The following is a 24,316-nucleotide window of genomic DNA, read 5'->3' as shown; positions in this document are numbered from 1 at the left end:
AACTAATGTAATAACTTATCATAATCTTATTATTATGTCAAACGCCAATTTTAGGCATCTCAAAACTCTCCTTACACCCATCAAGATAAGTTCTAACATCGTCTATTACCCTCCGCTTAATGGAACAACATAAAAAGGCCTATAAAAGTAGATCTTTTTTTGTTGATTTGCGGTTAGGGCGGACGGGACAGAGGTGATTTTAGAAAAAAGAAAACACCGAGAACTTTCTTGTCCTCGGTGTTGGTGTGCTTAGTTACTCGTGACCTCAATTTCTGGCGCTTCAAAAGCGGCTTTCATTGCCTCCCAGAAACTCTGGCCGTGTCCAGTTTTATTGATGTGATACATCCATGCATCGCTATTGGGTTGGTCAGCCGGTCCTTCAATTACAGTCGATGAGCTGCCTATTTCTCCATTAGCAAAAAGATATGGCGAGGCCTCATAGGTGTATCCTCGATTACTACAACGAACTGTTTTTCCTTCAGTTTCGACTGCAGCCAGTACTAATGGTGGCGTCTCTGTTTGAATTAGACCGGCCAATTGGAATATTACCTCACCATTTTCAAACCAGCAATCAAAGGTACTGCCTTTACGAATCCACCAATCAATGTTGCTGGTAGAAACTGTGTCGCCAGTAAGATAGTGGGGATAGAGTTTGCCGTAAACCTTTTTATAAGGTCGTCCGCCGGCTAAATAATCTTCATTAAGTTGTTTGAGAGCTTCCTCAATATGTGGATGTTCGCCATAGCCCATTAATTTTGGATAATTGATGTTTCGCTTTCCGTCTTTTGCAGCTCTTTCCAGACGTACCACTCGCAGGCCACCACCGGAAGAAAAGGCGTGCATTTTGCATCCGGCGCGTAAGGCCGCCTCAATGCCGTGATATTTTGGCATCTTTTTTGGGAATCTCAGGTATGCGGTTTCGCATTCCTCCTTCTCGCGTTCTGCTTGTTCAATCAGCTCAGCAAACGATTTATTTCTTGGCTTACGGAAGACGATGATGTGAGTTTCAATCTTCTTCATGGTATTACCGAAGTTCGGTTCTACTGGATTAGTATCAGTGGGTGTCGGAGCGGTATACCAATGATAGATAGTCACCCAATAGATTTCCTTGATTTGTGTGATAACCTCAGGTTTTTTACCAAAACCAAAAATATATTTAAGATAGAGTTCGGTATTATTTGGTCCGAGAGTACCTCGTCGCCATTCTAATCGGCTAATGACTTTTCCCTTAGCATCCACGGCCAAGGCATATTCAAAACGTGTGCCACGCTCATTATTGTCGCCGATGAGATACCGACCACTATAAAGATGAATGTTGTTTGCCTGTAAATGCATTGTTGCCGTATCCGCGATTTGATATTTGACATCTAACTCGGGGACTATCGGCGGACACTCTTGCATTTGCGAGACCACAATTTCTCGACAAATTGGGAGTTTTCGTAGCCAGTATCCCAATTTGTCCTGCGGCTGTCTTTTTTGTTTATGTTTCGTTCCCATTATGTTCTCCTTCGGCATTCCGCCGTTGTAAGGAACCTTGAAATTAGGCCTTCCGCCCAATTCCAACTACATTACTCGCACATTGAGTAATAGCTAATATTACCATATTATTATTGCCCCGTCAAGGAGAAAATTATCAACAAATAAAGCGCTTGTTAAATTTTAGACAATTTGGCCAATCTATCACCACCTCCATCCAATCAATTTTTCCAAAATTGCCCCGTAAGCCCCGCCACTAAGCTCGTTTTATCGAGCGACCCGAGCACTTCAAATGTGCATAAAAAGATCGAGCTTTGTGCTCGATTTTTTTTAATTACATTTTTATGAGTTTTTCGAAAATATTTAAAAAATTGAAAAATACAGCATATAAACCAAAACATTTAAGATATTACATAGGGCAAGAATATGTAGAGGACAATGTAAAAATTCCAGTAGAAATTCATGCCCAGCTATTTTCTCCAGGAGAGATTAGTGATGCCGTCATAAATTTTGATGAAAAAACGGTTTGGCTAAATCAGCGAGGCTCTATTATTAGTATTACTATTAGAGAGAAACTTTCTAAAAAATTGATTGAAGACATTCAGCAAAAGCATAGAGGCGATAATTTTATAGTTGCATATATTGCTGAAATAATGCCGTATGTGAATCATGAGATTCTCAATCAAAGATATTTAAAGGGACATTTTTTGATACGGACGTATTCAGTAATGGATATCTCTGATCTCTGTATTATTATAAGCGAAACGTGTGAAAGGATTTTAGTGATGTGGCCCATGGCCATTGGTTCATTTCCTCCATTAGTTGATTTGCAATCAAAATTTAATCGGACATATATACGAGATTTGGTTGATTCAATGCATGCATATTTTAGCGGCAATTATGAAGATTGTATTAGAAAATCCATAACATCAATTGAAACATTTATCAAGTATCATGGAATCCAAGTTTATAAATCAAATGGAAAGATTGATTTTAAAAACACATTACAGACTCATATGAATATCGTGTGTCCTATGAATGGTGAAAATGCTGCAAATGTAATTTGGGAAGCATACAAGATTAGAAATGATATTGTCCATGATGGCAAACGATTAGACCCAATAGACGGTAAAAGACTAGGAAAAAGAGTAACTCATTTGATAAATGAGGTATATAAAAATTATGGATCTGAAGAGGACTTAAAACAGTATGCTTTTTTCCTAGAGGATCAATTTTTATCTTTAGAAATGCATCTTGGTGATTTTTATTCGTTAAATTGGCTTGAAAAAAATAAGCCATTTTAAATATATCATGACCCTAACACCTCAAATTTTCTAAAATAAATAGTCCAAAAAAGCTTTGAAAGACCTCTATATTTTGGTACTTGACCTCACCAGTCCGCAAACGGAACAGATTATAAAAAGTCGCCTAAATGGCGATTTTTTAGTATACTAAACGTATAAATGAAAACAATTAAAAACTATGGAAAAGATTATTGGCAAAATCGAAAAAGAAATTAAATCATTATTCTCTAACGAAGGCAGCGGCCACGATATTTATCATTTAAAGAGAGTTTTAAATATTGCTAATTATTTACAAAAAAAAGAAGGTGGGGACAGAGTGGTTATTGCTGTTGGAGCATTTTTGCACGATATGCATAGAATCATTGGAAAAGAAACAAACAAATTTTGTTCACCAAAAGATTCATTGCCTAAAATTAAAGAGATTATTGATAAAACAAAATTAACTTCAGAACAAAAAAAGAAGATATTGCATTGCATTGAATATCACGAAGAATACAACTTTTCCAAGAAAGGCAAAACCGTTTCAGATATTGAAACTCTAATTATCCAAGATGCTGATAATTTGGACGCTATTGGAGCTATTGGAATTGGTCGAACTTTTGCATATGGAGGCGCCCACTCTTTAAATATGTGGGTTCCAGAAAAAGCATTTAAACGCAAATATTTTAATGAAAATAAAGAAGACGTTTCCACGGTTCACCACTTTTATAGTAAGTTATTGAAATTAAAAGATAATATGAACACGGCTACTGGCAAAAAGATGGCTAACAAAAGGCATAGGTATATGGAGGGGTTTTTGCAAGAATTTTTTAATGAATGGAAAGGAGTGAAATAAAAGTAGTTATTTTATTGAACTTAAGTTTGGTATGTAATAATAACCTTCGTATGTATTAAAAAAGGTTATAACTTCGTCCACTTTCTCCCGCTAGATGAAACGATATAAAAAGGCCTACTTTTGTAGGTCTTTTTTAGTTGATTTGTGGTTAGGGCGGACGGGACGGAGTGGATTTTAGGAAAATGAAAACACCGAGAACTTTCTTGTCCTCGGTGTTGAAATTTATCGAATGTGCTTACGATTGGATGCACTTACGTCTGAATATCCAAACATTACGAGTGTAACTACAAGGTCCCATGTCGGCCGTGGCCCAATCCTCTCCAAACCATACCTTTCCAGCCGCTCCCATCAGCGAAGGAACTGTTGGGTAGAGGTATCCATCTGGCTGTTCTTTTCTTGTATAGTAGTAAGGCTTTGTCCCCACAAAAGCCCTTTCGCCCTTTCTTTGATCTTTCCAAGCGAGACGAATAGAGATTGCATCGGCAGGTTCACATAGCTCTAGTCCATATTGCGCCAGAAATTCATTGTTTAGAAAATAGTCGACGGAAATCTTCTCTTTTGTGATTCCAAATAGTTCATAAAGATTGCCCTTAACGAACTCAACATCTTTAGTTTCAGCGTTGATTCCTCGCTGATACTCAATCAAACTAAACATCAATGGGAATTTATGGTTTGGACCGACTCCTGCCGCAGTAAATTTTTCAATAATTTGCAACGGTTTGAGTTTAAGTCCGCCAACCTCGATTTTAATCCAAAGGGGAGGAGAAAGTGGTCGGCTGAGTTTAAGTAAAACCGTTTCCGGTTTCATTCTCGATAATTGCTGTAATACTTGCAACCACAGTTCACGTTTGTTTCCCTGTAATTGCTCCATGAGGTTTTTCAATGGTCCGAAGATGGTCTTCAGAGCATCACCAAGCATGTCATCCATGGTCGGTTTTTCCTTTCTAACTGTAAGGTTCTTTGTCCTTTTGGCGACTGCCATCCCGGACTGGGATGAGATTCCAATAATGGAATATCAAATTAGTATATCATAGTAGTATTTTTTTGTCAATACTAGGATTATTAATAGATTAAGTATTTATCTAATTTTAGATAACTAGGTAAACCAGATATTAATTCCAACCAATCAATTTTTCCAAAATCACCCCGTAAGCCCCGCATTTTCCAAATAAAAATAAACTCCCAATTTGGGAGTTTTTTATTGGCTGATTTCATCCTCGTCTACAAGTTTTTTTAAGCTTCATTCTCTCTCTTTTTTCTTCCTCGCTCATTTTTCTGAAAGTGCCATACTGGGGATAGTATTTTTCTATCATTAGTCCAAACCCAATCATTCTGGGGTGTAGTGGTGCGCAACAGTAGATATCTAACACTCTTTCCCAATCATCGTCAATAATTTTTGAAAACAAAAATCTGTCAGCTACCCCGGGTCTAAATTCTTCTGGAGGTATATAACCATCCTCAAATATTAAACCAGCAGCAGCTTCATAATAACCACGTATATTTTCTGCGCAATCAATCATTGCCACTAAAATTTCTCTTTTTATATCACTTTTCTTTACACTTGCTTTTGGTATGTATTCTCGTTTAGTCATTATGTATCTCCCCTTGGTTGTAGTCGAATGTTCGATATTAGACCTTAGCAATTACAGTTAATTTTGTCAAGCTCATATTCTTGGTATCTCATAATTCCTCTCGCATCCACCTATATAAGTTCTAACATCGTCTATTACTCTCCGCTAGATGGAACGATATAAAAAGGCCTATTTTTGTAGGTCTTTTTTTGTTGATTCGTGGCTAGGGCGGATGGGGTAACGATGATTTTAGAAAAATAAAAAAGCTGAAGACGAATGTCTTCAGCGTTGTTGAAAAAAAATTATACTTATGCCTCAGTATCGATAGTAGCCTCGGCATTATCGCTATTATTGCCGATGAATGTTGCCAAAAGTTTGGCACCCATTGGCGTCTGAGCGAGTGCTTCAATCATTGCCGCCATGTTCGTTCCACCTTTGGAAGTGAACATATCCATGACATTTTTGACGCCTTCTGTCGGCTGTCCAGCATTGGCAATTACCTTAACATCAGCTTTTTGCAGAGCCTTTGCTTGTTCACCTCCAACAGTAATGTATGCCTTGATGGCTTCAATCATCGCCAGGTATTGTTGATAGCCAGCATTTTGTCCGATTTCTTTCGCCAACGTAATATTGGCTTGAACCGGTGCCAATTGCATCGCTTTTTCGGCTGCGGCTCTGGCTTCACCGAGTTTTTCGATACCCTCAGCTTCCTTAATTTGGGCTAACAGAGAGCCATCGGCCATAATGACGCGAGTAGCCTTGTCTTGCTCAGCAGCAACGACTTTTTCGTCCTTACTGATTTCCGCCGCGCGAACCTGCTGAACCCGTTGCACAGCCATTTGTCGTTCGCGGGTTTCTTTTTCTTGTTCGAGAACTTCTTGTTGTGCCTGTTGTTGGGCGATTCCCACCAACTTATCTTTTTGAGCAGTCCGTTCACCAACCACCTGTTGGGATTCTTGTTGGCGAACGCTGATGGCTTGTTCCGCCTCAATTTCCGCATTCTCAGCTTTCCGATGATTGCTTGCCACCTCTAAGCGGCTTTCCATGGCGATAAAAGATGTCTTTTTCGCCATTATATTGGCAATAACCTCGAACCCCTTGGTGTCGCGAATATCCATCAATTCCATAGCTTTGACAGATTCGACGCCCCATTGGATCAGCTGATCTTTAACTTCATGGGTGAACTGGTCTCCAAATTTTGAGCGTTCTACCATAATAGCATCAATAACGTCTGATGCCAAGACTTTTCTTACAGCACCCTTTACAATGAGTTCCAATTGTTCACGCATCTCTTGAATACTGGCGACGCGTTGAGCGGCTTCAGCCGTATTATTGATGCGAAAGAAGGCAGTAACATCAATCATAAAGGGTACCCTGTCTTTATCATAGGCTTCATAGCCGTTCAGCGACAAATCAAAGTTGCTTACCGGCAATTCAATTACTGTCACGCCTAAAATTGGAATCCAAGATGGCCATTTGTAGTAGACGTTACCGGATTTTTGCCCAGTGCCATATGGAGTTGTTTTTGCTCGACTTTGTACAATGTGCACCATATTGGTGCTCACCACATGTCGAAATAACAGTGCGGATGCCAATCCGATTAGTACCACTAATCCAATAGCGCCCAGTGTTACGATTATAGTTAGGTTCATGAAGTCTTCTCCTTTTTTCCTGTTAATGTGCATTGTACTATTTACCCCCACTTGAAATAAATGAGGAGTACAATAGAGTATCTTAATACAAGTTTGGTAATTTGTCAATTGATGTTTAACAAAATTAATGAATTAACCTAAATAATTGTTTAAATTTAGATAATTTGGCAAATATAATACTAATCCCACCCAATCGATTTTTCCAAAATCGCCCCGTAAGCCCCGCTTTATGGAACGATATAAAAAGGCCTACTTTTGTAGGTCTTTTTTTGTTGATTTATGGCTAGGGCGGACGGGACGGAGGGGATTTTAGGAAAAAAGAAAACGCCGGGGATTTCCTTGTCCTCGGCGTTAATTGCGTAGTTGTACTTTGTTTGTGGCTGGCGGTATTTAACTCATCATTGTGAATTCTGGCTCAAGGTATTGCACGTCGTCGTCACTGACAGAATACTTTAATCTTGCCCCGCCTCCGGATAAGCAAGCAATGTCTTGAAACGCAATAGTTGCAAACCCTTCGCCGACCGTGAAATCGGTAATCGTGAATATTCCGTATCTATTTCCAGAAGAGTATTCTTCAAAAATCTTTTCAAGCTCCGCTTCCGTTTCCAGGTCTTCAGGAACATAGAGTCCCATAGGTCTGATTGTTCTATTATCCCTTAGGTCTCTCAGCACATTTCTGAATATCGCTTCATTGTCCCTTGCGATTTGGAGATAGTTTTGAGTCGTCATTATTAGTGACCTCCTTTGTGTTTGTTTGGGTAATAATAATCCTATCAAGCTAATGAACTATTAACATATGATTGTATCATATAAGAATAATTTTGTCAAGCATCAATTCTGGTTGATTCTAGTTATTTCAAAACACTTCTTGCATCCACTTAGATAAGTTCTAACATCGTCTATTACTCTTCGCATAATAAGACGATTAAAAAAGCTTATTTTTGTAGGTCTTTTTTTGTTGATTTAATGGGTAGGGCGGACGGGACGGAGTGGATTTTAGGAAAATGAAAAGCCCCGCACAATGTTTGGGGCTTCCCAAAATCGTGCGGGGCGTTGTGCTACTGCTTGAGGCCGCGGTCGATAGCTGGATCGAGAACATCGCACATATCGGCGAGGCCAAGATTCATGACGGCTATCCCGTTTTCCTGACGGAAGGCCGTTTCCTGTCCCATCATCTCACGGGCAGCCTTCGCGGCATCGTGCGCGCCTTGTGCGTGAGTGGCTTGGATGGTATCATTCATTGTTGGCGTTGCCACTGATATGCAGCGCTTCAATCGCCTTTGCGGCGGCACCGGCACCGTTGTCACGGTCGTAACCCCAAATACCAACTTCGTCCTTGGACAGGTCGATTTTCATGACCCGGCCTTTGAGATAGTCGAAGTGGGTTTGCTGCTCGAGGATTTTGGCCGCCTCATCGCGCGTCATTGGCTTCGCATCGAATTGTAAAATGCCAAGCCCTTGCGGCCTCGAAGCGTTATATAACGCCGCCAAAACCGCAGCCTTGTCCAACCCGTGAATGTTCACCGAGTCTCCCATGTCTTTTGTCTCCTGTTGGTTGTTGTTATTGTACTAAATTACCCTCTGATAAAATTGTCATTATATTATTTTATCATATGAATTAAATTTTGTCAAGTATTTTATCCACATATTCACTGTATTTTCTCTAAAATTAGCTAAATAATTATCATAAATTACCTAAATTTAAACAGTTTTGACTAAATTTTGATGAAAAATCCACCCAATCAATTTTTCCAAAATCACCCCGTAAGCCCCGCCTACGAAAAACGCCCCATAATCGGGGTGTTTTTTGTACTAAGAACGGGACGATAGAACTTTTGATTGTTTTTGGTGCCCAAAAATGATAAAATTTAGTAAATAAATAATTATTTTTTTAATCTTGTGACCACTCCTTCCAAAATAGTTAAGTATAATTTAGATAAAGATAAAAATGTTCTGGGAAAAGATTGGCTATTAACCTATGGCGGTTATTTTTCTGATGAACAAAATTTCAAGCTCTTTATTAAAGCAGTAAAACCTTATTTACCAAAGAGGAATTTAGATATCTTATATGTTGCTTCGGCTTCCGGACTTTTGGGAGAGAAACTTATAAATAGCTTAGGACGAGGACGATTAACTATTGTTGACGCTTCGTCAAAACACTTGAGCGAAAACAAAAATCCCAAAACAACTAAGGTGTGCGTTGATTTGCTTAAAATGAATCTTCACAAAAAATTCGACCTTGTAATAATGAGGAGTTCCCTTGATTATTTTCCTTCTAAAAAATTGCAAATAAAGGTTCTTAAAATTATTAAAAAGCATCTAAAAAAAGATGGACTCTTTGTAAATCAGCCAGCCTACATTCCTAACTTAGATGACCGCGACACTTTAAGTCTCGCCTATAATTCATCTAATAAAATTGGCAACCGTTTTTTTCAATCATTAGATATGGTTGATATTTATAAAAGAGCCGGTTTTACGGCTCCACAATTAATAGGTAGAGGAAAACAAATGTTGCTTTCAGATAAGGACCATATTGATAGATATAAGCTAGATAATAGCGATATAAAGCGAATGCAAACCATTTTATCTAAGGACAGGAAGGCTGCTTCAGTGACAAAGAATGGCTATCGTCTTAAATTTGAGTTTCCAATTTTTTTATCTAAATCATTCTAGTTATAATTGCCGAACTGGGTAAACTAAATTTGTCGTTTTCCTTAAGACGGGTTCTAACATCGTTTATTACCCTCCGCCTACGAAAAACGCCCCATAATCGGGGTGTTTTTTGATAGGGGTAATGGGACATTATAACTTAGTGAAATTTTAACAAAATGAAAAGCCCCGCACAATGTTTGGGGCTTCCCAAAATCGTGCGGGGGAATGTGCTTCGTTATTTGGTGGTCAAATCAAAATGACTCCATTATGGCCGTGTATCGTAGCCATCGCCATGGCGCCGTTCTTCATTACAAGACCACCGAGGCCACGCACCAGTTCTCTTGCTTCTCTCCCGACTACGTCGGTAGGAACATCGGTGCTAAGACAGATACCGTAGGGACAGCCGAGTTCATCGCGGACCCTCTGTTTCACTTCTTCTTCAGATGATGATGAGGAGATGATACTTCTTACTGCGATTTTGATCTCGGCGTCGGTCATGTTGTCGTATGTTTTGGACTCGACAATCTTTGCCCCGATTCGATCGAGCAGCTTGGTTTGTTGATTGCAACGGATAACAGACTTTGCGAGCGCCAGAGCTTTGCGGGGATTGTGCTCCAGTATGAAAGTCATCGAGGGTTGGCGACCCCGCGAATGTTTCCAAGCGGCATGAGCGATAACTCGTTCAGCGGAACCTTGTTCATATTGGGAAAGTGCGGACTGATTCATGGTAAACTCCTTTTTTGCCTAAGTTTTTAGTTTCGTGATTTTTGAGACACTACAGCCAAGAAAATCGATGTTTTCTGAGTTATTATCTCGCAAAAATAGGAATCAGTTTTAATATTCAATTATAGCATATAGCAATTATTTTGTCAATAGCGATTTATCCACATATTCTCAATTTCATCTAATTTTAGCTAAATTCGGTACATAATAAACCCCTTTATGCTCCTTAAAATAAGTTATAATCAGTCCCACTCGAGCCCGCCTACGAAAAACGCCCCATAATTGGGGTGTTTTTTATACTAAGAACGGGACGATGGAATCGATTGCAGATTTTTACAAAAAGAAAACGCCGAGAACTTCCTTGTTCTCGGCGTGTAGTAATGAGCAGATTATTGAGCCAGTAGCGGACATTGCGGGTTGCCATGTGCGAAATTACCGTATCTAGCGAAAGTTGCACTATGACAATCAGTAGCCGCGCATTTTTTCCAGTGCGCGCACCCCGCGCATTCCTGGGGTTTGGGACGGCTCGCCAAACCGCGTACTTGCTGTAGCAAAGGGTGATTCTGCCATAGCTCAGTAATCGAATCGGTTTGGGCATTACCGATCGGATCGGGATAAGCGCCGCAGATGCGTATGTCGCCAGTCGGGCCAATTACCAGATAGCCGCGTGAACCCTTGCCACAATGACACAGACTGAGATCGCCAATATCCAGAGTTTCATCAACTAAAAATTCGTAACATAGAGGTAGTAGATCAACTTTAATACGCGGGTATTGTTTGCGAAAGTCTAGCAGCATTCGAGCCATGGATAGAACCTGATAAGGTGACATCTCATAAAGCTTGTCTTGAGCTGGGATTTCAGTCCTGTTATAAGGCTTGATTTGGAACCATTCGATTTCCGACTCGCCAAAACGTATCAAGATTTGTAGTAAATTATCATAACTCTCTTTGGTTACCGTATATTTGAACATCGCCGGATAACCGAAAGACTTAAGAGTCTTAATCAATCGACCGGTACTATCCCAATCAATCGGGTCATACAAACTGACTCGAAAACGCGTTGCACCAGCCTGGCGGAAGACACTGAGCGCATTCTCATCAAGAAAATCACCGTTAGTGAAAATGCAAGATTGCTTGCCAAGCTGAGATATATGACTGATGATGCGTAGAGTCAAGGGTAAATAACGGCCGAAGGTCGGCTCACCGCCAGTTAAGGTAACAAGATTAACATCTCGCGCCACCATTTCCTCTTGAAAAATCTTCTCGACGATGGCAAAGTCAAGAATCGGCTGGTGGTCACTATTCTGTTGCAGGCAAAAGCCGCAACGTCGATTACAATCATAACCGACAGCGAATTTGAGTTGGTGTAGTGTCGGTATCTGGATCATCATTTGCCCTCCCTCAGGTAATCCATGATTCGGGCTAAGATAAGATAATAACCTTTGCAGAATTGCTCGCGGCCGGTAATTTGCTCGGCTTCGTGGCGAATATTATAGGCGATATAGAAACAACCGCCTTCGCAGATCGGCATGAATTCGCATTCGCTGCAGAGTCGCTCGGTTACTGCGCTGACTTCGCTGAGAAACTTACCTCGTTCCGGAGACTTTAGCACTTCCGCTAAGTTGCGGTCAGTAATATTGCCCAGGCAGGATTCTGGCACGCCGAAGAATTTATTGCAGGAAGGATAAACTTCCCCGCCCGGCCCGATGGCCAGAAGCTGATCTTGGCAATGGAAGCAAGGATCCTTGTCGTCATGCCGCAGATAGCTTTGGCAAGCATTGAGTAGTTTGTCGAGCGGAGTAATCCGGGCAATCCGCGGTTCGTTTCGGTCATTGATCCACAAGTCAAAGAGCTTGACTAGGAATAATCCGAATTCACTGTTCTCGCGGATCGCCAGATCGTGATTGATCAACGCATTGCCTTGTAGCACCATGCGAGAAACAGAAAAACTGCTAATCGCCAATTGTTTAAGGAAAGCGTAAATCTCTTCGACCTTGTCGATATTGCGATTGGTGATGACCGTATTGACGTTAACCGGCAAACCGGTGGCAACCATTAATTTGATTTTTTCTAAAGTAGCGGAAAAGTTGCCGGCTTGTCGCATTTCATCATGCAACTCGGGCGGAAAGTCCAGGCTAGTGCGTACCTGAAAGTTATTAGCCAACAGAAACTCAATCCAATTTTTATCCAGTAGGATGGCGTTGGTTTGGAGAATATTAGTAAACTTTTTGCCGAGTCGGCGTTGTGTTGCCAAGACGAGCTCAAAGAAAGCGCGACCCATCAACAATGGTTCGCCACCAGTCCAACTAATTACTGTTTCCCCCGCATTATAATCAGCCATTTGCTCAAGAATTCTGACTAATGTCGCCAATGACATATCCTGTGGTTTCTCGGTCTTGGCATAGCAATAACGGCAATTCAGATTGCAACGATCCGTCGCCCTAACGGCGTAACTCAAGCTCTTATTCATGGTGCTGTCTCTCCTTTTTGTTGTTTTTTAATGATCAATTTTTATCCTTTAGTATTATACCAGTCCGGATCGACTGAAAATTCCATTAGGAATTAACAATGTATTATAGCAAAAAATACATTTTTGTAAAGTATTTTATTCATCTATGTCTTATTTAAAATTAAATAATTATGTTAAATTACCTAAATTTAGACAATTTTGACTAAATTTTACTGAAATATCCACCCAATCGATTTTTCCAAAATCACCCCGTAAGCCCCGCAAAATTAGAATAAAAAAAGAAAACTCCCATCCCAAGGATGACGGTCCGAGGTGGAAGTTTTTTATTTACTTATCGCTTTAATTCATATAAAGAGCCTAGGGGAATTGGATTTCCATCCCTATCAAAGTCGCATATTGGCTTCAAAGTAAAGCCTATTTTCCATTCCTTGCAATCATGATTTGGAATCGGAGAAATACCAAATGGACATCCATTAGAACCAACAATTTTGAAAAGACGAATCATTTTACCTTTTCCCATTGAAATATTTGAGCTGCGTTCTCGGGTATCAAATATACTCTTTAATATCCCAATAAGATAGTTTTTTAGGTAATGTGGTGCATTAGAGTCAAAAACAGATTCAATACTCTCATCTGTTTCACTATCCATTTCAATAGCAATTGTTGAATATTCATTATGAAAATGATCCCAACACCAATAAGTTACTAACATATACTCTTGTGTTGCCATAATAGTATCTCCTTTGAGTTGCCTATTGTTTTCTGTTAATGTTCAATACACTATACATATCATATAAATATTATGTTGTCAAGCTTAATATCAATCTTATTATTGGCATATCAAAACCACCATCGTGAAGCCTAATATAGGTTCTAACATCGTCTATTACTCTTCGCATAATAAGACGATTAAAAAGGCTTATTTTTGTAGGTCTTTTTTTGTTGATTTGTGGCTAGGGCGGATGGGATGGAGTGGATTTTAGGAAAATGAAAATGCCGAGAACTTCCTTGTTCCCGGCGTAATGAACTAAAATGTAATAGAATAATCTCAATCCGCAGAGTGCCTCGCATTCTCCATGAGTTGGATAATTTTTTGAAACTCTCTCTCATTGGTCCAATGGATCGTTTCAATATTGGCGGTGCCGGATAGTCCGCTAGCATTAAAGCAACTAACGCTTTCGGAGTCCAGTAAAATTACGAATTTGATGTGCGGATTTTTTTGCACACATTCTCGCAGAGCAGCCCACATAATCGGGCTCAGATTGGGGTGCACCAACAAAACATCAAGTTTGAATTCACAGTCCTCGCCGGTCAGATAAGAGAGTTTATCTACATACTGAATTTTGATGTCAAGAGTAGAAGCAAGATGGTGAAGCAATGGTGTACAGCCATTGCTATTTTTATTAAACATTCCAATCCTCATTTTTGTCTCCTTTATGTTAAGTGCCGTTTCCACGATTAATCCCATGGCTGAATTATACCATTTGATAATATATAATTATATCATATGGTCATAATTATGTCAATATCAATTTATCCTCAACCAAAATGTTTGTCTAATTTTAGATAATTAGGTAAACTACCCGCCACCTCCACCCAATCAATTTTTCCAAAATCACCCCGTAAGCCCCGCAAAATCTGGATAAAAAAACACCTATTATATTAGGTGTTTTTTTGATACTTTTTTATGAGGCTGGGCGGGATCTAAACTTTTTAATTAAACACGCCATCAAAATAATATAGAATGTCTCCAGTGACTGCATCAACTATTGCTTCACTAAACATGCCAGATAATCCAATACTATTATCCTTATTATTCCTAGTAATTTTCCAAACTAAAAGGTATTCTTGTTTGTTTTCACCCATAGAAATATACCTATCCCTAAGACCTAATTCAATATTAAAATCATTCAACTTTAATTTATGTTTACGTTTAATTTTTAAAATAGCTTCTTCTGGTGAAATTTTTGGTTCAAGAGAGTTTATATCGACATGAGCTACATCTCCAACCAAATACCTAATATTGCCGTTTTCTCTAAAATGATAATACAAATCACTAGAAAAAATGGTGAGTCCATTATATAACTGGAGAGCTTTAATTATATAATCACCATTATTTCCTTCTATTAAATTATAAATCCATAAATCTTCATTAAAATCTTCACTAATATTATTCTTGCCAAAAAGTTCTTTTGCTTTAGCCAACTGTGTTGGAGACAATTTGTGGTTAGCATGAGGTTGAATTATTTCAATACTTACATTATCCAATGATATATTTGATTTAAATAATATATCTTTTATATTATCTTGAAAAGTCAAAAACAATACACCAACAACCATAACCAAAATAATTACAATCGCTATTATTTTTTTATTCATATTTATTTATTATTTATAACACATACATTATACCACAAACGCCTCATTTTTAATAAAAAAAGTTATAACTTCGTCCACTTTCTCCCGCTTTATGGAACGATATAAAAGGGCCTATAATTGTAGGTCTTTTTATGTTGGTTTGCTACTAGGGTGGGTCTGCCTACTGGCAGGCAGGTAGGATGAAGGTGATTTTGAGAAAAAGAAAAACCCCACGCGATTCTTCGGAAGCTCCGAAAGAAATTGCGCGGGGTAAGTGCGTAGTTAATGAGCTAAATCATATTCTTGAAGGCCTCAAGTGCTTGGCCGCAAGCCACTTGATTCTCTATCTCCTTGTCGATTGCCGGTGCATAAGCAAAGGCAATGCCGAGATCTTTAATATCGTGGATAATCATAGCTATGACATCACCGGAAAGTGGCTGCTTCGCAATGATATCCTGGACCTTGAGTAGGCTGTCAAAGTCTGCTCCGGCAACAACATTCCAGGGGGAAAGTCTAAACCAAATACTTTTGGGATCAAACTCAAAATTTTCCACCATTGATTTGAAGTCATAACTGTATCCCTCAAACAGGATCACATTTAATGATAATTGTTTTCCTGTAATGTGGTGCCACCGTTTTGCATATTCAGCAATTAGTTCAAGTGGCATGGCATTGCGACCGAATAATTCGCGCCGTTCATCCGCATCAGTTGAGTGTAGGCTGATTTGCATATCGATGTGAGGTAGGATATCGGGGCATTCTAAAAGTTTTTCTAATCCAGATATAACCCCAGACGTACTCATGCCGATAATCACATGCGGATACAGTTCAATGAGTCTTTGGATTGAGTCGATAACGGCATTAATGTTAACCATTGGTTCACCCATACGGGTATACAGTACTCGAAACTCTTTAGCTGCGTTTAGGTCGGGATTTCGACCTAGCGCAATACCCTGTTCAGCCATGAACCCAACCTGTTCAACTATTTCCTCTGCCGATAAATTTCTCTTGAAACTATCGTGCATGGAGCAAAATCGACAATGCATCGAACAGCCCGCCATTGTACAGATAGTCATCACTCGCTTGTTGGTGTCCGATGGGTCAACAAAATCAGCGTAGGCATATGGCCTGCTTCCCAAACTTAGCTCGCGAGCCATAAACACATCACCCATCTCAAGATAATGACCATCATGAGTTTTAACCAAATATGTTTGGCCACAGCCAATTGGTAAAATTTTACTTAAGCGTAGACTCATCTGAATTTTTCCTCCGTTTTTTAAAGAACAATTTAACCTTTACAATTTATGATTGTATATCATGTAGGTATTATTTTGTCAAGTATCTAAAATTGCACATAGAAACATCTATTAAACCACTCAACCCCACCCAATCAATTTTTCCAAAATCGACTCGTAATCCTCGTAGAATGGAACTGATTATAAAAAAGTCGCTTAAATGGAGATTTTTTGTTATAATAAAGAATATAATATCATACTATGAAAATACTGCTTAAAATCATTAATGTTTTCTTTACCGTTTTGGGGGTTATCTTCTTTATTTTATTGTTGGCCGGAATATATTTCTGGATTGCAGACCCACTTAATATCAAACCATTGATATTTCCTTCTCAAATCACGGCGGATAACGCCGTGAACAAAACTCCCAGCAGTAATCCATTGCTTACTCAAGAGCAGATTGCAGGATTAAAGAAACTTGGCATTGATACTTCAAAAATACCGACGTCGATCAGTTCAACAATGGAGGCTTGTCTCACTGCAAAACTAGGAGCAACAAGAACTAATGAAATTAAGCAGGGTAGTATTATTACCGCAATAGATTTATATCAAGCCCAGTCTTGCCTAAAGTAATCAAATAAATTGTATTTATGCAAAAATCAAAAATGTCAGGAATTTTAATGATTTCTTCGGCCAGCATTCTCATGATCATAGTAATTGGGTATGCTGTTATATTTTCTATTCTTGGTATCAGTTCCGGTGGATCATTTCTAATGATCACTCCCTTAATCATAATCACTATTGCCCTAATTATTGTTTTATCTATTCTTTTGCGCGCAGGAATCAAACAAATAAAAATAACATCATCATAAACTAGTAAGACAAAAAAACTAACCCCTAAATAGAGTTGATTTCGTCGCCAAGCGGTTGAGGTATCAGGGCAACTGCATTGGGTATGGTGTTGGTCTCACTTACGAAAAGCGCCTCATTCCGGCCATCCGCCTCCGTTAATTGGCGGAGGATGACGCGGACGGGGTGTTTTTTTATATGGAGGACGGGGCAATGGAATCAATGATTGTTATTAACTTATAATAGTGATAGAATTTTATGACTGATTAACTAACAATAATTATATGGAACAGAATAAGGTTAAGGATATTGTTAAGAAAAGTTACGCTAATATAGCCACAGCCCAATCAGGGTGTGGTTGCGGTTGTAAGTCGGCTCAGGCCATATCAAAAAGTATCGGTTATTCCGATGAAGATATGGACGCCGTTCCAGAAGCTAATTTAGGGTTAGGATGTGGCAACCCCATTGCTTTGGGGAAAATTAAAGAGGGTGATATTGTTTTGGATTTGGGCAGTGGCGCTGGTTTTGATGCTTTTCTTGCGACTAAACGGGTGGGCGATAGCGGCAAGGTTATTGGCGTTGATATGACTGAAGAAATGATCACTAAGGCCAAGGAAAGTGCCGATAAATATAATTACGTAAATGTGGAGTTTAGGTTGGGAGATATTGAAGCTTTACCGATCGATGATAATTCTATCGATATTATTATCAGTAATTGTGTTATAAATTTAGCTCCCAATAAGCTAAAAGTGTTTAAGGAAGCTTACAGAGTTTTGAAAACTGGCGGTAGAATGTATATTTCTGACATAGTGCTATTAGATAATTTAACGGAAGAACAAAAAAACGACGAAACACTAATTGCTGGTTGCGTCGGTGGAGCTTTATTGAAAGATGATTATATCGCAATTATAAAAGAGTCAGGGCTCGAAGTTAATATTTTGGGCGAAAATAAAAATATTAGCAAGCAACAGTACCAGGGATTGCCTTTGGAAAGCTTAGCGATTGAGGCTGTTAAGCTATAATTCAAATTTGTTATATAGCAGTAGTTATTTTTTCAAAGAGTCGCCCAAATGGCGATTTTTTGTTATACTTAAATGAGTAAAACTGTAATAAAATAAAAATCGTATGAAAAAAAACAAAAAGAAATTTTCAAATACGGCGGTCACATACTTGCTGCTGGTCGCGGTAGCAGTTACTATTATGGTCTTGGGATATAGGCAGGTAAAAATTATGCAAACTGAGGCCGAATATAAGAAGTTCTTGACGAGTTATGAAAGCCAGGTGGTGTCGCTCTCAAAAGAAGTCAGCCAGGCGTATTTTGACGCCTATATTTCTGGTCGTAACGAAGCTTATGAAAAATCAACTGAGCTGAACATTAAACTTAATAATATTTATTTGGATAAAGCAACTTTTGAAAAAATTAAAGCTTTCAAGGACTCCGGCTATATTCAAAATCCGCTTTATAAGCGTCAGTTGGAATTGCAATATATCAAGTTTATGACCAGCATGTCGGATAAAGCAAAAGTGGATGAAATCACAGCATTACAAAATCAATCTGAAGAGAAATTTAATACTTACAGAGTCACTTACAAGGGTAAAAGCATTACCGATAATGAAGTGGAGAATATTCTAAGAACCTCAAAAAACTCAGTCGAACTTAAGGCAGTCTGGGAAGGAAGCAAGAAAATTGGTAATTTGATGAGTAGTGACGTTTTACAATTAGTAAAACTCCGAAATGAATATGCACGCGATTTGGGATTCAGTAATTATCAGCAAATGGCTTTGACCTTAGACGAGTATGATCCTGCGGAAATCGAAAAGATTTTTGATGATTTGGATGTGGCCACTAAAGACATTTATCGTGACGCCAAGGGTGAAATTGACTCTGCCCTGGCCAAACAGTACGGCATAAAGGTCTCCGAGCTTCAACCTTGGCATTATCAAAACAGGTATTTTCAGGAAGTACCGGGAATTTTTGATGTTAATTTGGATAGTCTGTATGTTAATAAAGACGTCTTAGTCCTTACCAAAGATTACTATGAGAAATTGGGGCTTCCGATAGACGACCTGGTCAAAAATAGCGATCTTTACACCAAACCGGGAAAATATCAGCACGCAGTCGCTTTTGATATGGATCGAGGGCAGGATATCCGAGTGATTACTAATATCCAAAATGACAATTATTGGATGAATACTATGCTCCATGAATTTGGGCATGCATTGTATTTTCAAAAGATTGATCCGGAGCTTCCTTGGGAGTTGCGTCTTCCAGCGCATACCTTTACCACGGAAGCAGTCGCGGTTCTATTCCAGGACATGGTATATTCGCCAGAGTGGATGCGCCAAGATTTAAATATGAGTGATATTAATGTGGCCGCCGTAAGTTCGAATGCGTTGGAATACAATCGATTGAATGCTTTGATTTTTAGTCGTTGGACGCAGGTTATGTATCGCTTTGAAAAATCAATGTATGAAAATCCTGATCAGGATTTGAATCAGTTATGGTGGGATTTAGTGGAAAAGTACCAGTTGATTAAAAAGCCGGCAGGCAGAAATTCCGCTGATTGGGCCTCGAAAATTCATATCATTCAGACTCCGATTTATTACCATAATTATATGCTCGGTTATCTTTATGCGGCTCAGCTGAGGCATTATATTAACACAAAAGTAATCAAAACCATTGAGAAATTCCCAAGTTACACCGGAATGAAAGAGGTCGGAGAATATTTGGTTAAGAAAGTTTTTGCTCCGGGATCGCGTTATATTTGGAATGATTTTATTAAGAGGTCAACCGGCGAGAAACTCAATCCCATCTATTTTGCCAATGAAGTGAAAAAGTAAGTAATTAACAATTAAGATAATATATTCAATTTTTAAAAGAGGACAGTTGTTGCCGGCCGTCCTCTTTTGCATTTAATTTTTAATCGGTTATGTTTTATGGTAAAATTAGGTCATTATGAGAGAAAAACAGCGATACGAACAAATTACTGAAACCACTCCCGAAGCAGACATTGCCGGACTGATTGAGACAGTCAAGGAATCCGGCCATGTGGATTTGCGTTCTTTATCTCCTGACCAACTGGCGCAAGTGGCGCGTTGGTATAGGAGTGATTTTGAGTCTTTAAGTAATAATGATAGGGTAGAGTTTTTAGAGCAATTAATGTCAGTGAAAGAGTTTGATGATAAGGAAAGTCTGGAGTTTGCTAATAGAATCGATTTTGGCTCAAGAGCTGAGATTGGTATTTTTATTTATCGTGTGCTTGACGGATTAAAGTTCACTCAAACTTTCCAGGCTTGTTGGTCGGCTATTGACTATGGTAAAAGAAGTGAGATGGTCCTGTCTATTATCAGAGAACATCCCGATCTTTTATTGATGATCGTTCCTTTCGTGAAACTAAACCGTTGGTCTCAAAACGGTAAATATACTCAGTTTGGTGAAGTTGCTGCCACCGATAGTTTACAACGTGACAAATTTTCCACTTATGATAAGAATTCTGAATTAATAGAAGGATTGTTGCGATATATGGAAAGCCATCCGGATGAAAATAGCGCTGCGGTCGAGGATAATTTGTCCAATATAAATCCGATTTTGTTGATCCCCTATTTGGATCGGATAAGGGCCCTGAATATTTTAAGCCAGCAACAAATAAAAAGAATCGCTGTAGCCCCGGAAAGGTTCTTGCCGGTTGGCATTTTTCTGACAACTAAAGACATTGAGGAAAAAAGGACACTGATGAAAGAATTAGGGGCGTATTATCCCAATGAAGATGAGAGAGCAAATTTGAATTATTATCATCCGACAGATGTTACTCCGCTAAAATTAGGCATGAAACTGGCTAGAATAAATAACCGTACTCTTTTGAGAGGAGCTCAGACGTTATTGAGTACGTTTCGGGAGTGCCGTCAAAACGAGTTAGGTCAGGATAAGTTGGATTATTTATTCAAATTGGTTGAAGACAATGGTATCCCGATATTTGCTCAGATTAATAATCTGGGCTTGTCAAAAAAGGAGATTGCGACTCTATTTAGTCGTTGTGTTGAAGAGGGTTCTTCCCCCTTCGGTTTATTGACTGATTTAAGCGACCTTAAGAAATTCGTAGAATTTAATCGTCAACAAGAGTCTGGCTCTGGAATTGATTTGGAGCAATTATTAGTCCGCTATTTGATTCAAGATTTGCAAGAGAATAGCGGTTATGGCTTTGTAGGACGAATAACAAATTTAAACTCCGAAGGATTCTTTTTAGCCTTTAACGCTGATGATCGACAGAAAATTCAGGAGGCTGTAACTAAACTCGCTCCCGATATCTGGCTTAATAATATAAGTTATGTCCTTAAACATCAGGTTATGGCCTTTGATGAATTAGTCAGGACTTGTTCTACTGATAGTCAAAGCTTCATTAAAAATTACAATAAGTTATTGTATCACTTGCATCAATTACGGCGAGAGGGCAAGCCGTTAGAAACCTCAGTAGAATCATTAGCCGATAAAGCCAAATTGCTTTTCTCCGCCAATCCTAGTCTATTTCTCGGAAAGGAATCCGTCAAGATAGTGGAGAACATTTATTCCCGGGCGGAACAGCAACAATTCATTGCGGAACAGCTGACTGGCAATGTTAATTCTAATTTTTTTTCAGCCCTGCTGTCATCTAAATATATTGGCCAACATGCGGACACTTGCAAAAAGCTTTTAGTTGAGAATGGTCATCTATTCGCCGCTGTAACGGAGTATTCTTATCAATGGAAAGAAGCTAAAGAACTCATTGAAACAAAAGATTTGATTGATTTGGTGATCCGCCACGCAGAATATATAGATTTTTCATCATTATTTGATGATTTTTATTTGGTAGCCGAGTTAGGAAAGAAGCCGGCCAGGGCGGCGGCTTTGGTGGACCGTTTAACGAAGTTAAGTAATTTCTCAGCGCTGGCTCAGTTGAATAGGGAAATCAACCTGTACGGCAAAGAAGATCAGAGACTGCAAAAGGAATTGCAATCTTTCCAACAATTAGAACATTCGCCGAAGAGGCAGGAGAAGAAGAGACAGCTCAATCAAGAGTTAACGGAACTGATTGACAATGGGTATGAAGCAAATAATCGTAATTTAGAGTTATTAGCAAAGAGAATCATAGAAATTTTGGACCGGGCCTGTGAGTTAAACAGATTCCTGGTTTTTGATGAAAATATTTTAAGGACTAAGGGGTTGGATACTGCCAAATATATCACTAGAGATTTGTCCGGGTATATAGCTATCTATCCCGAAATACTATTTAAAATGGATAACCGTCCAGATAAGGGCGAATCACCAACATTATGCGAGAATATTTTGGGTGGTAAAGAGTATTATTTGCTCATGCGAGAGAATGCGCGACTTTTGGCTTTCAGGAAAAGTAAATATGGCGGGTTTGTTTTTGATAATGATGATGTCCAACCAGAAATATTAGAACAGATCAAGGAAATGAATCCTTTAATTGATTCGTTTGGCCAAAGCCAGAAGGAAATAGATCATTATTCCGCAATTTTAAGTCAAGTAAAACAAACGCCATTTGTTGGATTATATCAAAAAGAATTGGAGAAAATAATTAACAACAAGAAGGAAGAGGGCGAGTCAGTGATCATCGCTGGATCTTTCAATCCTGACGAAGGTTTTGAACGGATGGTAAGAACAATTTTTTTGCTTAATAGCCATTCGGCGATTAGGGAACATGCCGTCTGGCTAATGTCTCTGCCGGAGAATCAACGAACGGAACTTGTAGGCTTGTTGGAGTTTTCGCTTCTTAATAACTTAGGTTTCTTGGGTCAGATATTGCGATCGGAAGATTTCGCTGAAATAAAAAAAGATTTGCAAGAGGGTGTTGAGGGGTTCCTCTTGTATGTTTTTGGTCTGGAGGAGTTGTCGGGGCTGTCCTTTGAAGGTTTATCAGTTGATCTATCTCGCGCATTGATGACTTATTATTACGGGTCTTGCAAAAAAAACTATCGCCAAGAGCTGGTTTTTAAGGAATTCATTACTCATGTTTTGCGCGGCACATATGATTTCTGGCGCAATTGGGGTAGTAGTACTGAACCGAAAGATAAGCTTTTGCAGCTCAATAAATTACAAGAGGAAAAATTAATACCTAAAAGCTTATCTCTGGAGCAATATCAGGAATGGCTTAATGGAGAAAAAAATGATTTTGAAGAAACTCTTAGTTACCGTATCTCTGACATGAAAGCCGGCATCAGGGATATAATCGGCGATGCCGTGGCTGACGGCCATATTACCGAGGAGTCTATAGATTTGTCTAATATTGAAGAAAAGTATGATGTTCTAATTGAACCATTAAATATTTTTACCACCCGCCAGAAGGAGTTACGTGAATTATCAAAAACAGTGGGATTGACCGAAGAACAGCAAGCGGAGTATAAGGAATTGGCGCGCCAAATAGCCGATTACCGCCGGGAGCATAATGATGAAATGACCTATATTTTAGCTCTTAAATATTTAAATAGCTTGAAAAATTTAACCGCTCATGAATTAGAGAGTCAAGTACTTACTCTTGGCAATAAAAACCAGTTGCCGTTGAAAAAAGCGCTTAGTCTGATAGAAAGACACTTTGGAGAAGAATTCCCTGATTTCATAGGGGATATCAATCGCATTCGTCAATTGCTCGCCGGCGGTTTTGAGCAAATGTATGGCGGTAAAAAAGTTTCAAAGGAAAAACTTTATCTGACTGACAAGATTGATCTGGAGGTTTACGCTTTTATTGGAGAAAGACCGGTTGCTTCTTGTCAAAGCTATGACAGTAGAAGTGGTATGAATGCCGGTTTAATGTCTTATTTGTCTGATCCCAATATTAAGATTATCCAAATGTATAATGAGAGCGGAGATATTGTTGCGCGTAGTGTCATGCGTTTAGTTGAAGACGATAACAACAAACCGCAATTATTTATTGAGAGAGTTTATTCAGTCAATCCGCATCCCAAAATCAATGAAGCTATTGTTAATTTTGCTAAGCTTAAAGCAAAAAGGATGGGTGTCGATTTATATGTAGACGTTGTTCCTGTTGATTTTAATCAAGAATTGGTCACCGCCGATTTGCATAATAATAATAGCCGTAGCACATATGTCTATAGTGATGCTGGCGGAGGTAAGCTGCCTAACGGACGCTTTACCATCAGGAGCGCCAGATTAATCGGTGATTAAGGGCTTGGAAG

Annotated in this window: 22 protein-coding genes; 8 read left to right on the top strand and 14 right to left on the bottom strand. The window is 39.0% G+C overall.

From position 1 onward, the window contains the following. Positions 1-249 precede the first annotated feature (249 nt). The gene (locus WC473_03190; GenBank protein MFA5124803.1) at positions 250-1,497 is read right to left on the bottom strand and encodes a hypothetical protein; all 1,248 of its coding nucleotides are present in this window, start codon (positions 1,495-1,497) and stop codon (positions 250-252) included. A 323-nt stretch (positions 1,498-1,820) separates the two neighbouring features. Here WC473_03190 and WC473_03185 point away from each other — a divergent pair, with 323 nt between their 5' ends. Then, complete coding sequence (locus WC473_03185) at positions 1,821-2,780, top strand: hypothetical protein (protein MFA5124802.1); 960 nt, start codon at positions 1,821-1,823, stop codon at positions 2,778-2,780. 178 nt (positions 2,781-2,958) lie between these two features. Continuing rightward, on the top strand, positions 2,959-3,615 hold the full coding sequence (locus WC473_03180; protein ID MFA5124801.1) for an HD domain-containing protein: 657 nt from the start codon (positions 2,959-2,961) through the stop codon (positions 3,613-3,615). A gap of 235 nt (positions 3,616-3,850) precedes the next feature. On the opposite strand, the gene WC473_03175 is transcribed toward WC473_03180, so the two are convergent. The 6 genes from WC473_03175 to WC473_03150 form a co-directional block, all read right to left on the bottom strand. Next, positions 3,851-4,543 (bottom strand): hypothetical protein, encoded by a 693-nt coding sequence (locus tag WC473_03175; GenBank protein MFA5124800.1) that lies wholly within the window; start codon positions 4,541-4,543, stop codon positions 3,851-3,853. Positions 4,544-4,826: 283 nt separating this feature from the next. Continuing rightward, positions 4,827-5,207 (bottom strand): hypothetical protein, encoded by a 381-nt coding sequence (locus WC473_03170; protein MFA5124799.1) that lies wholly within the window; start codon positions 5,205-5,207, stop codon positions 4,827-4,829. A 287-nt stretch (positions 5,208-5,494) separates the two neighbouring features. Next, positions 5,495-6,739: an SPFH domain-containing protein gene (locus tag WC473_03165; protein ID MFA5124798.1), complete on the bottom strand. Its 1,245-nt coding sequence runs from the start codon at positions 6,737-6,739 to the stop codon at positions 5,495-5,497. A gap of 489 nt (positions 6,740-7,228) precedes the next feature. Then, complete coding sequence (locus WC473_03160; GenBank protein ID MFA5124797.1) at positions 7,229-7,567, bottom strand: hypothetical protein; 339 nt, start codon at positions 7,565-7,567, stop codon at positions 7,229-7,231. Between the two features lie 329 nt (positions 7,568-7,896). Continuing rightward, entirely contained in the window at positions 7,897-8,079 is a 183-nt protein-coding gene (locus tag WC473_03155) for a hypothetical protein (GenBank protein MFA5124796.1), read from the bottom strand. After that, positions 8,072-8,374 (bottom strand): hypothetical protein, encoded by a 303-nt coding sequence (locus WC473_03150; GenBank protein MFA5124795.1) that lies wholly within the window; start codon positions 8,372-8,374, stop codon positions 8,072-8,074. Before WC473_03150 ends, WC473_03155 begins: the two co-directional genes overlap by 8 nt. Positions 8,375-8,737: 363 nt before the next feature. Here WC473_03150 and WC473_03145 point away from each other — a divergent pair, with 363 nt between their 5' ends. Then, positions 8,738-9,511 (top strand): class I SAM-dependent methyltransferase, encoded by a 774-nt coding sequence (locus tag WC473_03145; protein ID MFA5124794.1) that lies wholly within the window; start codon positions 8,738-8,740, stop codon positions 9,509-9,511. Positions 9,512-9,736: 225 nt separating this feature from the next. On the opposite strand, the gene WC473_03140 is transcribed toward WC473_03145, so the two are convergent. From WC473_03140 to WC473_03110, 7 genes are all read right to left on the bottom strand, one after another. Next, the gene (locus tag WC473_03140; GenBank protein MFA5124793.1) at positions 9,737-10,216 is read right to left on the bottom strand and encodes a hypothetical protein; all 480 of its coding nucleotides are present in this window, start codon (positions 10,214-10,216) and stop codon (positions 9,737-9,739) included. A gap of 386 nt (positions 10,217-10,602) precedes the next feature. Continuing rightward, entirely contained in the window at positions 10,603-11,604 is a 1,002-nt protein-coding gene (locus tag WC473_03135; GenBank protein ID MFA5124792.1) for a radical SAM protein, read from the bottom strand. Beyond that, the gene (locus WC473_03130) at positions 11,601-12,683 is read right to left on the bottom strand and encodes a radical SAM protein (protein ID MFA5124791.1); all 1,083 of its coding nucleotides are present in this window, start codon (positions 12,681-12,683) and stop codon (positions 11,601-11,603) included. The genes WC473_03135 and WC473_03130 overlap by 4 nt, the downstream gene beginning before the upstream one ends. Positions 12,684-13,014: 331 nt before the next feature. Next, positions 13,015-13,413 carry a hypothetical protein gene (locus tag WC473_03125; GenBank protein ID MFA5124790.1) on the bottom strand — a complete coding sequence of 133 codons (399 nt, stop codon included), beginning with the start codon at positions 13,411-13,413 and terminating at the stop codon, positions 13,015-13,017. A gap of 318 nt (positions 13,414-13,731) precedes the next feature. Continuing rightward, positions 13,732-14,094 carry a hypothetical protein gene (locus WC473_03120; GenBank protein MFA5124789.1) on the bottom strand — a complete coding sequence of 121 codons (363 nt, stop codon included), beginning with the start codon at positions 14,092-14,094 and terminating at the stop codon, positions 13,732-13,734. A 302-nt stretch (positions 14,095-14,396) separates the two neighbouring features. Then, positions 14,397-15,062: a hypothetical protein gene (locus WC473_03115; GenBank protein MFA5124788.1), complete on the bottom strand. Its 666-nt coding sequence runs from the start codon at positions 15,060-15,062 to the stop codon at positions 14,397-14,399. 269 nt (positions 15,063-15,331) lie between these two features. Next, positions 15,332-16,297 (bottom strand): hypothetical protein, encoded by a 966-nt coding sequence (locus WC473_03110; protein MFA5124787.1) that lies wholly within the window; start codon positions 16,295-16,297, stop codon positions 15,332-15,334. Positions 16,298-16,537: 240 nt separating this feature from the next. Here WC473_03110 and WC473_03105 point away from each other — a divergent pair, with 240 nt between their 5' ends. From WC473_03105 to WC473_03085, 5 genes are all read left to right on the top strand, one after another. Further along, entirely contained in the window at positions 16,538-16,909 is a 372-nt protein-coding gene (locus WC473_03105) for a hypothetical protein (protein MFA5124786.1), read from the top strand. A gap of 17 nt (positions 16,910-16,926) precedes the next feature. Further along, on the top strand, positions 16,927-17,148 hold the full coding sequence (locus WC473_03100; GenBank protein MFA5124785.1) for a hypothetical protein: 222 nt from the start codon (positions 16,927-16,929) through the stop codon (positions 17,146-17,148). 261 nt (positions 17,149-17,409) lie between these two features. Further along, entirely contained in the window at positions 17,410-18,147 is a 738-nt protein-coding gene (gene arsM / locus WC473_03095) for an arsenite methyltransferase (protein MFA5124784.1), read from the top strand. Positions 18,148-18,250: 103 nt separating this feature from the next. Next, the gene (locus WC473_03090; protein MFA5124783.1) at positions 18,251-19,966 is read left to right on the top strand and encodes a M2 family metallopeptidase; all 1,716 of its coding nucleotides are present in this window, start codon (positions 18,251-18,253) and stop codon (positions 19,964-19,966) included. A gap of 115 nt (positions 19,967-20,081) precedes the next feature. Next, a complete protein-coding gene (locus WC473_03085; GenBank protein MFA5124782.1) occupies positions 20,082-24,305 on the top strand; it encodes a hypothetical protein in 4,224 nt (1,407 codons plus the stop codon). The last annotated feature ends 11 nt before the right edge of the window (positions 24,306-24,316 follow it).

This window comes from Patescibacteria group bacterium (assembly GCA_041650895.1).
Taxonomy (GTDB): domain Bacteria; phylum Patescibacteriota; class Patescibacteriia; order 2-01-FULL-39-33; family 2-01-FULL-39-33; genus CAISTG01.
Note: the sequence above shows the minus strand (reverse complement) of the source record. Positions and strands in the feature narration are given on the sequence as shown.

Coding starts and splice junctions, on each gene's coding strand:
- WC473_03100 (MFA5124785.1), top strand. CDS start 16,927: ATGCAAAAATCAAAAATGTCAGGAATTTTAATGATTTCTTCGGCCAGC.
- WC473_03125 (MFA5124790.1), bottom strand. CDS start 13,413: ATGGCAACACAAGAGTATATGTTAGTAACTTATTGGTGTTGGGATCAT.
- WC473_03140 (MFA5124793.1), bottom strand. CDS start 10,216: ATGAATCAGTCCGCACTTTCCCAATATGAACAAGGTTCCGCTGAACGA.
- WC473_03170 (MFA5124799.1), bottom strand. CDS start 5,207: ATGACTAAACGAGAATACATACCAAAAGCAAGTGTAAAGAAAAGTGAT.
- WC473_03120 (MFA5124789.1), bottom strand. CDS start 14,094: ATGTTTAATAAAAATAGCAATGGCTGTACACCATTGCTTCACCATCTT.
- WC473_03150 (MFA5124795.1), bottom strand. CDS start 8,374: ATGGGAGACTCGGTGAACATTCACGGGTTGGACAAGGCTGCGGTTTTG.
- WC473_03090 (MFA5124783.1), top strand. CDS start 18,251: ATGAAAAAAAACAAAAAGAAATTTTCAAATACGGCGGTCACATACTTG.
- WC473_03135 (MFA5124792.1), bottom strand. CDS start 11,604: ATGATGATCCAGATACCGACACTACACCAACTCAAATTCGCTGTCGGT.
- WC473_03190 (MFA5124803.1), bottom strand. CDS start 1,497: ATGGGAACGAAACATAAACAAAAAAGACAGCCGCAGGACAAATTGGGA.
- WC473_03115 (MFA5124788.1), bottom strand. CDS start 15,062: ATGAATAAAAAAATAATAGCGATTGTAATTATTTTGGTTATGGTTGTT.
- WC473_03130 (MFA5124791.1), bottom strand. CDS start 12,683: ATGAATAAGAGCTTGAGTTACGCCGTTAGGGCGACGGATCGTTGCAAT.
- arsM (MFA5124784.1), top strand. CDS start 17,410: ATGGAACAGAATAAGGTTAAGGATATTGTTAAGAAAAGTTACGCTAAT.
- WC473_03175 (MFA5124800.1), bottom strand. CDS start 4,543: ATGGATGACATGCTTGGTGATGCTCTGAAGACCATCTTCGGACCATTG.
- WC473_03085 (MFA5124782.1), top strand. CDS start 20,082: ATGAGAGAAAAACAGCGATACGAACAAATTACTGAAACCACTCCCGAA.
- WC473_03155 (MFA5124796.1), bottom strand. CDS start 8,079: ATGAATGATACCATCCAAGCCACTCACGCACAAGGCGCGCACGATGCC.
- WC473_03185 (MFA5124802.1), top strand. CDS start 1,821: ATGAGTTTTTCGAAAATATTTAAAAAATTGAAAAATACAGCATATAAA.
- WC473_03165 (MFA5124798.1), bottom strand. CDS start 6,739: ATGGTGCACATTGTACAAAGTCGAGCAAAAACAACTCCATATGGCACT.
- WC473_03180 (MFA5124801.1), top strand. CDS start 2,959: ATGGAAAAGATTATTGGCAAAATCGAAAAAGAAATTAAATCATTATTC.
- WC473_03160 (MFA5124797.1), bottom strand. CDS start 7,567: ATGACGACTCAAAACTATCTCCAAATCGCAAGGGACAATGAAGCGATA.
- WC473_03110 (MFA5124787.1), bottom strand. CDS start 16,297: ATGAGTCTACGCTTAAGTAAAATTTTACCAATTGGCTGTGGCCAAACA.
- WC473_03105 (MFA5124786.1), top strand. CDS start 16,538: ATGAAAATACTGCTTAAAATCATTAATGTTTTCTTTACCGTTTTGGGG.